Origin of the sequence: Streptomyces chilikensis (assembly GCF_001642695.1) — a bacterium.
GTDB lineage: Bacteria > Actinomycetota > Actinomycetes > Streptomycetales > Streptomycetaceae > Streptomyces > Streptomyces chilikensis.
Genome location: NZ_LWCC02000094.1, coordinates 1 through 14,893, shown reverse-complemented (window position 1 = coordinate 14,893; position 14,893 = coordinate 1). Strand labels below are relative to the sequence as shown.

The 14,893-nt window shown below is 72.8% G+C and carries 11 protein-coding genes; 7 read left to right on the top strand and 4 right to left on the bottom strand.

The genetic code is table 11. The annotated features are described in order from the left end of the window. Positions 1 to 54 precede the first annotated feature (54 nt). The 3 genes from A2U95_RS23785 to A2U95_RS23775 form a co-directional block, all read right to left on the bottom strand. Positions 55 to 966, bottom strand: a complete 912-nt coding sequence (locus A2U95_RS23785) for a GlxA family transcriptional regulator (RefSeq protein WP_166026593.1) — start codon at positions 964 to 966, stop codon at positions 55 to 57. 10 nt (positions 967 to 976) lie between these two features. Next, on the bottom strand, positions 977 to 1,576 hold the full coding sequence (locus A2U95_RS23780; RefSeq protein ID WP_166026591.1) for a cysteine hydrolase family protein: 600 nt from the start codon (positions 1,574 to 1,576) through the stop codon (positions 977 to 979). A 132-nt stretch (positions 1,577 to 1,708) separates the two neighbouring features. Then, positions 1,709 to 3,151: an NCS2 family permease gene (locus A2U95_RS23775; protein WP_166026589.1), complete on the bottom strand. Its 1,443-nt coding sequence runs from the start codon at positions 3,149 to 3,151 to the stop codon at positions 1,709 to 1,711. A 275-nt stretch (positions 3,152 to 3,426) separates the two neighbouring features. Here A2U95_RS23775 and A2U95_RS23770 point away from each other — a divergent pair, with 275 nt between their 5' ends. After that, positions 3,427 to 4,104 carry a helix-turn-helix domain-containing protein gene (locus A2U95_RS23770; protein WP_166026587.1) on the top strand — a complete coding sequence of 226 codons (678 nt, stop codon included), beginning with the start codon at positions 3,427 to 3,429 and terminating at the stop codon, positions 4,102 to 4,104. Positions 4,105 to 4,305: 201 nt separating this feature from the next. On the opposite strand, the gene A2U95_RS23765 is transcribed toward A2U95_RS23770, so the two are convergent. After that, positions 4,306 to 5,685 carry a glycoside hydrolase family 10 protein gene (locus A2U95_RS23765; RefSeq protein ID WP_240957931.1) on the bottom strand — a complete coding sequence of 460 codons (1,380 nt, stop codon included), beginning with the start codon at positions 5,683 to 5,685 and terminating at the stop codon, positions 4,306 to 4,308. A gap of 751 nt (positions 5,686 to 6,436) precedes the next feature. Between A2U95_RS23765 and A2U95_RS23760 the strand changes: the two genes are divergently transcribed. The 6 genes from A2U95_RS23760 to A2U95_RS23735 all read left to right on the top strand — a co-directional run bounded on the left by A2U95_RS23760 (position 6,437) and on the right by A2U95_RS23735 (position 14,774). Further along, positions 6,437 to 8,092 carry a cellulase family glycosylhydrolase gene (locus A2U95_RS23760; protein WP_420857045.1) on the top strand — a complete coding sequence of 552 codons (1,656 nt, stop codon included), beginning with the start codon at positions 6,437 to 6,439 and terminating at the stop codon, positions 8,090 to 8,092. Between the two features lie 411 nt (positions 8,093 to 8,503). Next, on the top strand, positions 8,504 to 9,739 hold the full coding sequence (locus tag A2U95_RS23755; RefSeq protein ID WP_166026583.1) for a cytochrome P450 family protein: 1,236 nt from the start codon (positions 8,504 to 8,506) through the stop codon (positions 9,737 to 9,739). A 125-nt stretch (positions 9,740 to 9,864) separates the two neighbouring features. Next, positions 9,865 to 11,361 (top strand): alanine racemase, encoded by a 1,497-nt coding sequence (locus A2U95_RS23750; RefSeq protein ID WP_166026597.1) that lies wholly within the window; start codon positions 9,865 to 9,867, stop codon positions 11,359 to 11,361. Then, positions 11,358 to 12,686 carry a pyridoxal-phosphate dependent enzyme gene (locus tag A2U95_RS23745; RefSeq protein WP_166026581.1) on the top strand — a complete coding sequence of 443 codons (1,329 nt, stop codon included), beginning with the start codon at positions 11,358 to 11,360 and terminating at the stop codon, positions 12,684 to 12,686. Before A2U95_RS23750 ends, A2U95_RS23745 begins: the two co-directional genes overlap by 4 nt. A gap of 3 nt (positions 12,687 to 12,689) precedes the next feature. Further along, complete coding sequence (locus tag A2U95_RS23740; protein ID WP_206283046.1) at positions 12,690 to 13,901, top strand: aminotransferase class V-fold PLP-dependent enzyme; 1,212 nt, start codon at positions 12,690 to 12,692, stop codon at positions 13,899 to 13,901. Between the two features lie 102 nt (positions 13,902 to 14,003). Then, entirely contained in the window at positions 14,004 to 14,774 is a 771-nt protein-coding gene (locus tag A2U95_RS23735) for a class I SAM-dependent methyltransferase (RefSeq protein WP_166026579.1), read from the top strand. Positions 14,775 to 14,893: the final 119 nt, after the last annotated feature.

Sequence of the window (14,893 nt, the reverse complement as noted above, 5' to 3'; positions counted from 1 at the left end):
AGGCAGGACGGCGGGCGGCGGCCGGGGGCGGGCGCCGCCCGCCGTCCGGTGCGCTCAGGGGGCCCGGCGGCCGCGGAGGCGGCGCAGCATGCGCGGGTCCTCGAACCCGACGGAGCGCGCCGCGGCGTCGACGGTGGCCCCGTGGCCGATCAGGTGCTCGGCGCGCTCGAGCCGCAGCGCCTGCTGGTAGCGGAGCGGGGTGAGGCCGGTGGCCCGGGTGAAGTGGCGCGACAGGGTGCGTTCGCCGACCCCGACCGCGGCGGCGAGCTCCGGCAGCCGCAGCGGCCGGTCGAAGCGGGCGTCGACGATGTCCTGAGCGCGGTGCACCACGTCGTCGAGGTGGGACCGGTGTCGGAGCATCACGCTGTCCTGCGGCTGGTCGCCGTTGCGGCGCGCGTAGACGACCATCTGCCGCGCCACGCGCGCGGCCACGGCCGGACCGTGGCGGACGGCGACCAGGTGGAGGGCGAGGTCGATGCCGCTGGCGATGCCGGCCGAGGTGATCACCCGGTCGTCGGTGGTGAACAGGACGTCCCGCACCACCACCGCCTTCGGGTGGCGCCGGGCCAGTTCCTCCTGCACGTCGTGGTGAGTGGTGCAGGTGCGGCCGTCGAGCAGACCGGCCCGGCCCAGCGCCTCGGCCCCCGCGCACACGCTGGCCACCGTGCCGCCCCGGGCGTGGTGGGCCCGCAGGGCGTCCAGGACGGTTCCGCCGATGCCGGGGGACCCGGGCCGGCCGGTGGTCCGCCAGCCGGGCACCACGATCAGGTCCCCGGGGCCCAGGGAGGGCCACTCCAGGTCCGCCGCCACCGGCAGGCCCTGCGCGGTGGTGATGCGTGGCTGTTCGGCGACGTAGGACAGGGCGTAGGGGTGCCCGAAGCCGGCGGCGGTGGAGAAGACCTGTGCGGGGCCGGCCAGGTCCAGCAGGTGGACTCCGGGCACCAGGAGGAAGACGACGCGGGTCACGATCGGGTCATCATGCCGGAAGGCCGGCCCCGGCCTCCAGCCGGTCCACCGTGGTGACGGTGGCGAACCGGCCCGCGAGCGCGTACTCGGTCCGCCGGACGACCTCCGCGGCCGGGAGGGTGAGCGGGTCGGCGAGCATCTCGGCGACGCCGCGGCCGGGCGGGGCGTCGCGGTGCGGGATCGGTCCGGTCGCGGTGGCGTCGGTGACGAAGGTGACCCGGTACCCGAGGTCGCTCCCGACGCGGGCGGTGGTCTCGACGCACTGCTCGGTGCGGATGCCGCAGACGGTGAGCTCGTGGACGCCGCGCTCGGTGAGGAGCTGCTGGAGGTTGGTGGTGGTGAAGGCGTTGTGGGAGGTCTTGACGATCAGCGGCTCGCCCTCGGCCGGTTCGAGTCCGGCCATCGGCCGGACCTGGCCGAGGGCGGGATCGAAGGGGCCGCCGCTGCCCGGCTCGCTGTGCAGCACCCACACCACCAGGTCGCCCGCGTGCCGGGCGAGGCGGACGAGACGGTTCACCTTGCCGGCGATCCCGGGGTCGGAGATGGCCTCCCACTGGGGGCCGGCCCGGAAGGACTCCTGGACGTCGATGACGATCAGCGCTCTGTTCATGGGTCCAGCGTCGCCCGGCGGAACCGGCCGGGGACAGGCCGCATCGGGTCCGGCGCCGGACCGATCCGGTCACCCGGTCCTCCTTTGGCGGGGTGCGCCGCCGGAGGAGGACCGGGTGGGGGAGCGCGGGTGCTACTTCACGCCCAGCAGCATCTGGAGCGGGCTGATCGCGAAGTAGGCCAGGAAGAGCGCCGCGGTGCCCCACAGCAGCCAGTGCACCTCGCGGGCACGGCCCAGGCACGCCTTGATGACCACGTAGGCCACGAAGCCGGCGCCGATGCCGTTGGTGATGGAGTAGGTGAACGGCATGACGGTGATCGTGAGGAAGGCGGGGATCGCGACGTCGTACCGGTCCCACTCGATGTGCCGGACCTGGGTCATCATCAGGAAGCCGACCGCGACCAGGGCCGGGGAGGCCGCCTGCATGGGCACCATGGTGAGCAGCGGGGTGAAGAAGAGCGCGAGGGCGAACAGGCCGCCCGTGACCAGGCTTGCGAAACCGGTCCGCGCCCCTTCGCCGACGCCGGCGGCCGACTCCACGTAGGTGGTGGCGGACGAGGAGGAGGCGGCGCCGCCGGCGACGGCCGCGGCGCCGTCGATCAGCAGGACGCGGCTCAAGCCGGGGACCTGGCCCCGCTCGTCGAGCAGACCGGCCTCCGCGGTGACGCCCACGACGGTGCCCATCGTGTCGAAGAAGTCCGACAGGATGAGGGTGAAGATCAGCAGGACCACGGTCAGGACGGTGACCTGGCCGAAGGCGCCGAGCAGGTCGAACTGGCCCAGCAGCCCGAAGTCGGGCGCCGCGACGGGGTTGTCCGGGAGCGCCGGCGTGGTCAGGCCCCAGCTCTTCACGTCCGCCAGCGCGTTGATGACGATGGAGAGCAGCGTCATCAGCACGATGCTGATGAGGATCGCGCCCTTCACCTTGCGGGCGAGCAGGACGATCGTCACCAGGACGCCGAGGCAGAAGACGAGGATCGGCCAGCCGCTGAGCGTGCCGGTGCCGAGCTGGACGGGCACGGTGGTGTTCGCGGCGTCCGGGATGCGGGTGACGAAACCGGCGTCCACGAAGCCGATGAAGGCGATGAACAGGCCGATGCCCACGCTGATCGCCTGCTTGAGGGGCTGCGGGATGGCGTGCATGACCGCCTCGCGCAGACCGGTCATCACCAGCACGCAGATCAGCAGGCCCTCGAGGACGACGAGGCCCATCGCGTCGTCCCAGGCCATCAGCGGGGCGATCTGGAAGGCGACCACGGCGTTGAGGCCGAGGCCCGCGGCGAGGGCGAGCGGAAGGTTGCCGCCGACGCCCATGACGACCGTCATCACGGCCGCCACCAGCGCCGTGGCGGTGGCCAGTTGGGCGGGGTCGAGCTGGTCGCCGAACTTGTCCTTGGCGCTGCCCAGGATGATCGGGTTGAGTACCAGGATGTACGCCATCGTGAAGAAGGTGGCGATTCCGCCGCGAACTTCCCGACCGTAGGTCGAGCCCCGCTCGCTGATGCGGAAGAACCGGTCCAGTCCGCCGCCGGATCCGGCGGGCGGTGCTGCGGGACCGGCTTCTGTTTTGTACATGACGTCTCCTGGGACAAGCGGACAGGGGAGGAGATGCGAGGGCGGCGCCGTCGGCGGCGCGTCACCGCCCGGCGTCACGAACGCCTGTGCGGCGTCTCGCGAGCGGATCATACGCATCCGGTGGACGATCTCAACTCCCCTGTGTATATGCCGGGTTGATCATGAGTGACGGCCTCGTAGGTTGCTACGAACCTCACGGTGATCTATCCCGCCCAACCGGGACACCGGCGACAGTGACCATGGAACAACGCGGCGTGACTGCATAGTCTCCGCCCGTGCATCCACAACTCCCTTTCAACGCACGCGCTGCCCGCACACTGCGCGAGAGGCTCGGGATGGCGCCCGGCCACGTCGCGTACGGAATGCGCGCCTCCTACGGGATGACCTACGTGACGCCCGACCACGTCTCGGCCTGGGAGCGTGGCGTCGCCCTGCCCACCTTGCAGGAACTCACCGCCCTCGCGGGAGCCTTGTGGTGCGCCCCCGGTGACCTCATGGGTGCTCCGCGCACCCTGCGGGAACACCGCCTCGCCCGGGGGATGGCGCCCGAGGACGTCGCCCACGCGATCGGCATGGGCGTCGGCGACTACCTCCGCATGGAGGAGAGCGGGCGGTGGTCGGGGACCGCCTTACAGGCCGCCCAGCTCGGCAGGGCGCTCCAGCTGCCCGTGTCCGCCATGGTCGCCGTCACCGGCCTGGAGGGGCAGCTCGCCGGACTCCTCGTGGAAGCCGTCTCCACCCGGTGGCAGGCGCACATCCGCGCCGTCGCCCGCCTGCTCTCGATGGAGAAGCGCGACCTCCAGGAACCCTTGCGCGTCATGCACGGGGAGTACCAGAACCTCATGGCCAGGACGCTGAGCCGGGCCGGCGGCACCGTCACCTCCGGCGAGGAGGCGAAGGACTACCTCGACGGCATCGTCCAGCGCTTCTGGCAGTGTCTCGAGGGCAAGTGAGGCAACACGCACGCGAACGCCCCCGCCGGCGATCCGGCGGGGGCGCCCGGTGCGTGGCCGCCGGCGGCGGGGGACGCGGCCGGCGGCCGACCGTGGTGGGGGCACGGTCCTGGGGAGCGGGCCGGTCCGCCGGAAGGAGGGGGGCACGGCCTCCCGGCCCGGCGGCCCGACGGGTCCCCTCTCAGGCCCGGGGGCCTGGGATCAGGAGGTCGAGCAGGCGCCCACGGCCGGGGCGGCGTTGCCGCCGTTGACCGTGAAGCTGAAGGTGGTCGACGCACCGGCGGCCAGCGAGCCGTTCCAGCTCTGGTTCTTCACCGTCACCGTGCTGCCGCTGGTGGTGTGGACGCCGTTCCACAGCGCCGTGATGCTCGTCCCGGAGGCCATGGTCAGCGGCACCGTCCACCTGGTGACGGCGGAGCTGCCGGCCTTGACGGTCACCGTGCCGTTGTAGCCGCCGGACCAGGAGGAGTCCGTCCGGAAGGTGGCGGTGCAGGAACCGGATCCGCCGGGCGGCGGGGTGGTCGGCGGCGGGCTGGTGGGCGGCGGCGTGGTGCTGCCGCCGTTCAGGACGTCGAGGACCGCGGTGTAGGCCGGCTTCTTCTGGTAGTTGCCGTCGAACAGCAGCGGGGTGCCGCTGGAGCGCCAGGAGTACTTGTCGGTCACGCCCCACACGGTGATGCCCGTGCAACGGCTCACCGCGAGGCAGCCCTTGACGACCTTCTCGTAGTTGGCCGCCTGCTCCGAGCCCGACCCCTCGATGTCCAGCTCGGTGATCTGGATGTCGACGCCGAGGGCGGCGAAGCGCTCCAGGTTCTGCTGGAAGTCCGCCGTCACCGGCGAGTTGGAGTTGAAGTGGCCCTGGAAGCCCACGCAGTCGATCGGGACGCCCCGCGCCTTGAAGTCCTTGACCATGTTGTACACGGCCGTCGACTTCGCGTTGATGCCGTCGGTGTTGTAGTCGTTGTAGCAGAGCTTGGCCGCCGGGTCGACGGAGCGCGCGATCCTGAACGCCTCCTCGATGTACCCGGCGCCGAGCTTGTCCTGGAACGGCGAGTTGCGCCGGGCGCCGCTGGTGCCGTCCTGGAAGGCCTCGTTCACCACGTCCCAGGCCGCGATCTGGCCCTTCCAGTGGGTCATCACCTCGGTGATGTGGGTGGTCATCGCCTTGCGGAGCTCGTCGGCGCCCAGCGAGCCGACCCAGCTGGGGAGCTGGGAGTGCCAGACCAGCGTGTGACCGCGGACCTGCATGTTGCGGGCCTTGGCGTGGTTCACGATCTTGTCGGCGTTGGTGAAGTTGAAGCTGCCGCGGCTCGGCTCGAGCGCGTCCCACTTCATCTCGTTCTCCGGCGTCACCGAGTTGAACTCGGTGTTCAGCACGTTGACGTAGTCCGTCTCGGCGAGCCGGTTGTTGGCGACGGCCGTGCCGAAGTACCGGCCCTGCTGGGCCGCGGCCGCGCCGAGGGTGCCGGCCGCCTCGGCGGTGCCGGCCATGGCCACCATTCCGCCCACGGCCATCGCGCCCGCCGTCCCGAGGACGACCGCCTTCCGCATGGCTGTCCGCCACAGGACTTGCATACCCATCGTCTTGCGACCCTTCCGCTGTGGGGTGGTCAGGATCGTGCAGGCAACGGTCGGTTTGGACGGCGCCCCGGCCGAAACTTTCGACGTACTCCCTTCGGCCGTGGGCGCCGTTTACCGCTGCGAGCCGAGAAATTAGCGAACCGGAGGGGAAGCTGCGCCCCCTGGGGCAATTTTTGTTACGAAACTTCCCCGAAACTTTCGTCTACCGAGGAGCGGAAGTGTGCCCCGTCAACGGGGAGGGGGCGCTGGGGCAGGGGGTGGAGTTCGCGTCGCCGCACGGGAGGTGGGCCCGGTCCGTGCGGGACGCCTGCCGCACCGGTCGGCACGTCGGGTTCTGCCGCACGGTCGGCCTCTCCCGTGGGGGACGGGAGTCACTGGGAGCGCTCCCATCCAGAGTTTGCGTACATGTCAACGGGAGGGCAACGCTCGATTGCGCCAGTGTTTCCCTGGGGTGTCGCGCCGTGCCCGGCGGGCGTACGGGTGTCCGCGACCCGCGTGACGAGGGATGTCGGCCGTCCGGCGGCGGGACCTTCGGGGCGCCGCTTCTTGGCGGATCCTCAGCCTTGACGCGAGCCCTCCGGACTGGATGTATGGGAGCGCTCCCAAGCGTGTTCCCGGACGTGCTCCCCCGCGCGTTCCCGAGCACGCGTTCCACCGGATCGCGCCCCCGGGCGCGAGCCCTGCCCGCCCTTTCCGCGCACCCCCGTTCCCGGCGTCCGGACACAGCCGGCGCCGGCCCGCAGGAGGCAGAGTGAGAACCGTACGCGTATCAGGACGACGGCCCGTCGCGGCCGTGACCGCCGCACTGGCCACGCTCGCAGGGCTGCTCGCCCTGAGCGCCGCCCCGGCGCAGGCCCGGTCGGCCGCCCCGGCCGGACTCCGGGTCACCGACGGCCGCGTCGTCGAGAGCAACGGCAACGACTTCGTGATGCGCGGCGTCAACCACGCGCACACCTGGTACCAGGGTGAGACCCAGTCGTTCGCCGACATCAAGGCGCTGGGCGCCAACACCGTCCGCGTGGTCCTCGCCGACGGCCACCGCTGGGCCGCCAACAGCGCCCAGGACGTCGCCGCCGTGGTCGACCGGTGCAAGGCCAACAAACTGATCTGCGTCCTCGAAGTGCACGACACCACCGGGTACGGCGAGGAGTCCGCGGCGGGCACGCTGGACCAGGCCGCGAATTACTGGATCGGCCTCAAGGGTGTTCTCGCGGGCCAGGAAGACTACGTTGTCATCAACATCGGCAACGAGCCGTACGGCAACAACAACTACGCCGCCTGGACGGACGCCACCAAGAACGCGATCGTCAAGCTGCGCGGCGCGGGCTTCCGGCACGCGCTGATGGTGGACGCCCCCAACTGGGGGCAGGACTGGTCCGGGACGATGCGTGACAACGCTGTCTCCGTGTTCGCCGCCGACCCCGACCGCAACACCATCTTCTCCGTCCACATGTACGGCGTGTACGACACCGCCGCCGAGGTGCAGAGCTACCTCGACCACTTCGTCACCAACGACCTGCCCATCGTGGTCGGCGAGTTCGGCAACGACCACAGCGACGGCAACCCGGACGAGGACGCCATCATGGCGACCGCCCAGTCCCTGGGCATCGGTTACCTCGGCTGGTCCTGGAGCGGCAACGGCGGCGGCGTCGAGTACCTGGACATGGTGAACGACTTCGACGCGAGCTCGCTCAGCGCCTGGGGCACCCGCTTCTTCAAGGGCGCCGACGGCATCGCCCAGACCTCCCGCGAGGCCACGGTCTACTCCGGCGGCTCCGGCGGCGACACCCAGGCGCCCACCGCTCCCGGCGCGCCCAGGTCCTCGGCCGTCACCTCCGGCTCGGTCACCCTGACCTGGACCGCGGCGACCGACGACGTCGGCGTCACCGGCTACGAGGTCGTCCGGGTGAACGGTTCCTCGCAGACCGTCGTCGCCTCCTCCTCCACCACGTCCGCCACGGTGACCGGCCTCTCCGCGGGCACCGCCTACACCTTCGCGGTCCGGGCCCGTGACGCGGCCGGCAACCGCTCGCCGAACTCCGCCACCGTGCAGGTCACCACGTCCCCGGGCGGCGGCACCCCGGCCGGCAGCTGCGCGGTGGGCTACAAGGTGGTCAACCAGTGGTCGGGCGGCTTCCAGGGTGAGATCGTCCTGCGCAACACCGGCACCGCGCCGGTCAGCAACTGGAAGCTCGCCTTCTCCTACGCCGACGGGCAGAGGATCAGCAACATGTGGGGAGGCACCGCCACCCAGTCGGGCGTCGCGGTGACCGTCGCCCCCGCCTCGTACACCTCCACCATCCCCGCGGGCGGGTCCGTCACGCTGGGATTCCTCGCCGACAAGGGCGCCACCAACACGGCTCCCGCCCGGTTCACCCTCGACGGGGCGGCCTGCGCGGCCCTGTGATCCGTGCGCGCGGCCCGCTCCCCGGGACCCCGGGGAGCGGGCCGCGCCGCCGGTACCGCCCACCCGGGCCCGTGATGGGGGTCGGATCCGACTGGGGATTGGCCAATTCAGCCAAGTTGCATGTGAGTTGACCATGAAGCGGATGAACCGACCGCGAGCGCTGTGTAGTTTGCGGAGCTGCACCGGAATCCCCGCACCCGGACGCCCGGACGCCCGGACACACGAGATCCCTGAGGCCCCGTCCATGAACGAGATACCGGAGCCGGCCCTCGGCGGCCCGGCCGCCGAGATGGTGCCGGCACCGGCCCCGGGGAGCGGCATCTGGCGCTCCGGACGCGAACGCGCCCGGCCGCGGCCCGGGACGGACGGCCTGCCGGCCGCCCCCTCCACCTCCCCGACTGGAGCCGGAACATGACCACCGCCCCCGTCCGCGTGCCCATCGACCCGTTCGGCTCCGACATCGTCGCGGAGAGCGCGCGGCTGCGGGCCCTGGGACCGGTCGTCCCCGTGGAACTGCCCGGGGGGATCCCGGCCTGGGCGCCCACCGGGTACGGCGCCCTGCGGACCCTGATCCTCGATCCGCGGGTCAGCAAGGACCCGCGCAAGCACTGGCGGTTGTGGCCGGAGGCCGGCGCCCGCCCGGAGTGGGCGTGGGTGCTGGGCTGGATCGGCGTGGTCAACATGCTCTCCACCTACGGCGCCGACCACACCCGGCTGCGCCGCCTGGTCGCGCCCAGCTTCACCGCCCGGCGCACCGAGGCGTTGCGCGGCCGGGTCGAGGCCGTCGCGGCGGAACTCCTCGACAGGATGGAGGAGGCGGGCGGGGACGGCGCCGTCGTCGACCTCAAGGAGGCGTTCGCCCACCCGCTGCCCATGCGGATCATCTGCGAGCTGTTCGGCGTGCCCGGCCACCTCCGGCAGGGCGTGGTCGAGCTGGTCGCGGCCATCATGGACACCACCGACCGGAGCACCGGGCACGCGGCCTTCGTGCAGCGGCGGATCGGCACGGTGATCCCCGCGCTGATGGCCCACCGCACCGGGAACCCGGGCGACGACCTCACCACGGAGCTGCTCCGGGTCCGTGACGAGGAGGGCGGCAGGCTCAGCCGGGAGGAGTTGATGTTCACGCTCCTGCTGGTCATCGGCGCCGGCTTCGAGACGACGGTGAACCTGATCGCCAACGCGGTGGTCGAACTGCTGAACCACCCCGAGCAGCTCGCCGCGGTCCGCTCCGGAGAGCTCGACTGGGACCAGGTCATCGACGAGGTGCTGCGCGCCAGGCCCTCCATCGCCTCCCTCCCCCTCCGGTTCGCCGTCTCCGACGTCACCGTGGACGGCGTCACCATCCCCGCCGGCGACGCGATCCTCACCACCTTCGGCGCGGCCGGCTCCGACCCGGCGCGCTACGGGGAGACCGCCGACGCCTTCGACGCCGCGCGCGCCGCCGACGACCACCTCTCCTTCGGCATCGGGGTCCACCGCTGCATCGGCGCCCCGCTGGCCCGCATGGAGGCCCGCACCGCTCTCTCCGCCCTCTTCGACCGCTTCCCCGGCCTGACCGCGGACTTCACGGCCGGCGACCTGAGGCAGGTCCCGTCCTTCATCGCCTACGGCTGGCAGACGGTCCCGGTCCGGCTGGCCGGCTGACGTACCGGCGGGCCCGGGACGGCTCCGCGATCCGCGCTTAGGCGACGGGACGAACGGAAAGAATGCATCCCGAACGGATATCCGGCCGATCATGCGAGGGAGGTCCCGCCGTGGCGCTGCCGGACATGGCGCTGCCCCTGTACCTGCGCCCCCGGCTGGAACCGCCGCTCAGTGCCCTGCTGGACGAAGCGGCGCTGCTGCACTCCCTGGTCGACGCGCTCGGTTCCCCGCTGAACGTGCTCCTGCCCGAGCGCATCGCGGAGAACGCCCGCCGCTTCCGTGAGGTCTACCGGAAGCACCGCCTGGCCGGACAGGTCTACTTCGCCCACAAGGCGAACGGCTCCGACTGCCTGGTGCGGGCGCTCGCGGCGGCGGATCCCTCCGTGGCCGGCGTGGACGTCGCCTCGCTGGGCGAGTTGCGGCACGCCCTGGCATCCGGCCTCGGCCCCGGCCGCCTCCTGGCCACCGGACCCAAGGACCCCGAGTTCCTGTGGCTCGCCGCCCGCACGGGGACACGCGTGCACCTCGACTCGCCCGGAGAACTCGAGCAACTGGCGCGCCTGGTGCGGAAGTACTCCCTGCCCCGCATCGACGTGCTGCTGCGACTCTCGGAGTTCACCCCGGCGGCCGGGTCGGGCGGCGTGCGGCTGCTGTCCCGGCGCAGCCGCTTCGGCACCCCCCTCCGCGAGCTGGAGAAGGCCCTGGACCTCGTGGAACGCAACGAGGACGCGGTGGAACTGACCGGCGTCGGATACCACCTGGACACCACCGGCGTCGAGGAGAAGGCCCTGGCGCTGGAGAGCTGCGTCCGGGCGATGGACCTCTGCCGCGCCCGCGGGCTGAACCCGCGCTCCGTCGACATCGGCGGCGGCTTCGGGATCGGCTACGTGGAGGACGCCGGCGAGTGGGAGCGCTGGACCACCGAACTCGGCCAGGCGGTCCTGGGCAACCGGCCCGCCCTGACCTGGCGGGGCCACGGCTACGGCCTGCGCAACGAGGGCGGCACCCTGCGCGGGGCGCCCGCCCTCTACCCGGCGCACCGCGCGTCCGCGGGCCCGGCGTACCTCGACGAACTGCTCAGCCACCCGGGCCCGTCCACCGGCCGCCCCCTCGGCACCCTCCTCCTGGAGCACCTCCACGACCTCGACTGCGAACCGGGCCGCGCGCTGGCGGACCAGTGCGGGCTCTCCCTGGCCAGGGTGCTGGAGGTCCGCCACGATTCCGGGGACGTCCTGGTGCGCCTCGCGATGAACGCCGGGGACGTCGGGCTGGAGGAGCACGGCGTCCTCGTCGACCCCGTCCTCCTCCCCGGGAGGTCCGGCCGGGCGCCCGCGGAGGAGGGGGGCCCGGAAGGAGGGGCCGGGGTGTTCCTGATGGGCAACCTCTGTCTGGAGGCCGACCTGATCACCCGTCGCAAGGTCTTCCTGCCCCGGCTGCCGCGCCCCGGCGATCTGCTGGCCTTCGCCAACACGGCGGGTTACGCCATGGACTTCCACGCCCACCGGGCGCAACGCCAGCCCGTGGCCCGCACGGTCGCCGTCACCCGTGACGGGGACTCCTGGAAGTGGTGCACGGACGAGCGGTACTGGCCGATCAGCCCGTCGGGAGGGCCCGCGTCATGAGGTACGACAGCATCGTCGAGGCCATCGGCAACACGCCGCTGGTCCGCATCGATCCGGCCGTCCACGGCCTGCGCCACATCGACCTCTACGCCAAGCTCGAGATGCTCAACCCCTTCGGCTCGGTCAAGGACCGGGCCGCCTGGAACATGGCCCGCGACCGGCTGGCCGCGGCCGCCGGACGCGGCGCGACGGTGGTGGAACTGTCCAGCGGGAACACCGCGAAGGCGCTGGCGCTGCTCGCCGGCCTGCACGGCCTGCCGTTCAAGAGCGTGACCAACCGGATGCGCGTCCCCGAGATCAAGGACCTCCTGCTGCTGCTGGGGGCCGAGATCGAGGAACTCCCGGGCCGCAGCGAATGCCTGGACCCGACCGACACCGAGGACCCGCTGACCCGGTTCCACCAGGCCCTGGCCGACGAGGGCGGCGCCTACCTGCACACCGACCAGTACTTCAACCCCCGCAACACCGAGGCGCACGCCACGGGCACCGGACCGGAGATCGTGAAGGACCTCGACGGGCGGGCGCCCGACTGGTTCATCGCCTGCGTCGGGACCGCCGGTTCGTCGACCGGGGTGGCCCGGGCGCTGCGCGAACACGACCCGCGGGTGGGCGTGGTGGGGCTCGTCGCGGACAAGTCGGACTTCATCCCCGGCATCCGCACCCTCGACGAGGTGCACCAGGTCGGCCTGTTCGACCCGGCGACGTACGACACCGTCGAGCCGGTGACCTCCGACGAGGCCATCGACGGCATGCTGACCCTGATCCGCCGCTGCGGCCTGCTCTCCGGGCCGACCGGGGGCGCCGCCTACCACGGCGCCGTCCGCCACCTGCGTCCGCTGGACGCGCGGCTGACCGAGCGGCGCACCGCCGTCTTCATCGTCTGCGACCGGGCCGAGAGCTACCTGAGCTACGTCCGCCAGCGCCGCCCCGAACTCCTCGGCAGGCCCCCGCGGAAGAACTCGGTGGAGACCCTCACCGGCGAGGAGGCGGCCCGGCTCGCGAAGGAGGCCACGGTCGAGGAGGCCCGCCGCCTGCTCTCCGAGGGGGCCCCGCCGCCCCTGGTGGTCGACCTGCGCGGCCCGCACGCGTACGCGGCCCTGCACATCGAGGGCTCCCTGAACATCCCCGACGAGCTCTTCGCCGAACTCGTGCGCGGCGGGCTGCCGTTCGCGCGCAGCCGGCCGGTCCTGCTGGCCTGCCCCGTCGGCGAGCGCTCGGCCCGCTACGCCGCCCTGCTGACCCGCATGGGCCACCCCGGGGTCCGCAGCCTGGCCGGCGGCATCGTCGGCTGGCGGGACTCCGGCGCGCCCCTGGTCCGGGACTGAACCGTGCCGTCCCCCGCACACGAGCCCGGGCACGAGCTGAAGGCCCTGGAATCCTGGCAGCGCGAACTGCGCGAGCAGTTCCCCATCATCACCGGCAACCCGGACCTCGCCTACCTGGACAGCGCGGCCACCGCGCAGAAGCCGCGGGCCGTCCTCGACGCCGTCCACACCTACCTCACCACCACCAACGCCAACGCGGCGCGCGGCTCCTATCCCTGGGCCAACCGCACCACGGACCTCGTGGAGCGCACCAGGGACGTGGTCCGCCACTTCCTGGGGGACCCGGAGGCCGGCCGCCGCGACGCCCGCTCCGGCGTCTGGTTCTGCGGCGGCACCACCGACGGGCTGCGGGCCGTCGCCCGTGACTGGCTGGCCGGCCGGCTGACCGACGGCGACGAGATCCTGGTCCCCGCCGCCGACCACCGGGCCAACCACGAGCCCTGGCTCGAGGTGCGGCGGATCCTCGCCGCCCGGGGCGTCCGCGTCACGGTCCGGGAACTGCCGTACCAGGAGAGCTCCGGCGACTACGACCACCGGGCCTTCCCCGGCGTGGTGGGCCCCCGGACCCGGTTCGTCGCCGCCACCCACGTGCACCACGTCCACGGCGGCGACATGAACGTGCAGCGCATCCGCGAGGCCGTCGGCCCCGACGTGCCGATCTGCCTGGACGCCGCCCAGGGCGTCGGCCACCTGCCCCTCTCGGTGGCCCGCCTGGACGTGGACTTCGTCGTGTTCTCCGGCCACAAGGCACTGGCCCTGCCCGGGGTCGGGGCCGTGTGGTCCCGCAACACGCGCGGCCCGGCCTTCCGTCCGGGAGGATGGCAGGGAACCCCGAACACGGCCGGGATCGCCTCCCTGGAGGCCGCGCTCCGCTGGCTCGACGCCGCGGGCACCGACCGGATCGACCGCTGGACCACCGCCCTCGCGGCCCGGCTGACCGAAGGGCTCCGCCACTGGCCCGCCTACCGGGTCCTCGGCTGCCGGTCCGGGCCGGCGGTCGAGCGGCGCCACGGCATCGTGACCTTCCGCCACCGCGACATCCCCTCCGACGACCTCGGCTTCATCCTCGACAGCCACGGGTTCATGGTGCGGGCCGACACCCTCTGCCAGGCCGGAGCGACCGACGGACAAGGATCGGTCCGGGTCAGCGTGCACGTGTACAACACGGCCGAGGAGATCGACCGCCTGCTGACCGTTCTTGGCGAACTCGCGTGACGCGCCGCGTCCGGCGAAATGGAAACCGTTTGCAGCAGTAGATTGCCCGCAGCCGCGGACACACCGGGGACGCGGCGCTGCGGAAGGGCGAGAACGGTTGCGATGGGCGTGAGCATGTCGACTGCGCGGCGGTGGGTGGAGCGTTGGGAGCTGCAGCAGCAGCGTTACGCGGTCGACCGCGAGACACGGTTCACCGTGGTCACCGACGTGGTGGAGGACGTGGCCGGGGCGCGCGAACGGCCGCTCCTGCTGGACCTGGGCTGCGGCCCGGGCTCCCTGGCCGTCCGCCTCGCGGCACGCCTGCCCCACGCGGAGATCGTCGCCGTGGACATGGACCCGCTGCTCCTGGAACTCGGCCGCACCCACCGTCCGGACGCCGCCCGCTACGTGGACGCCGTGATCGGGGCCGACGGCTGGACGGACGCCCTGGCGCTGGACCGTCCGGTCGACGCCGCCGTCTCCACCACCGCCCTGCACTGCCTGCCGGAACGCGCCCTCACCGCCGTCTACCGCGAACTCGCCCGGAGACTGCGCCCGGGAGGAGCGCTGGTGAACGGGGACCACTTCCCCGCCGAGGACCCGTGGTGCGCGCGCCTCGCCGCCGCCCTGGGGCGGCGGTTCGCGGAGCGGTCCCGCACCGGCGGCCACGACGACTGGGAGTCCTGGTGGCGGGACGCCGCCCTGGAGCAGGAGTTCGCCGGCCTGCTCGAACTGCGGGAACGCCGGCGGACGGAGCTCGGAGGATCCGCGGGCGGGGGGAACGGCCTGGGAGCGGCCCGCCACGCGGCCCTGCTGCGCCGGGCCGGTTTCGCCCGCGCGGGTCTGGTGTGGCAGTACGGGGACAGCGGCGTGCTGGTGGCCCTCAAGGAGTGACACGGCGGACGCCCCGCGGGCTCCGCGGCCCCGGCCGGACGGCGCCGCGCAGGCGCGCCGCCGTCCGGCCCGAAGACCCCGGCGCGGCGAGGACCGGGGCGCCCGCACCCGGGGGCCCG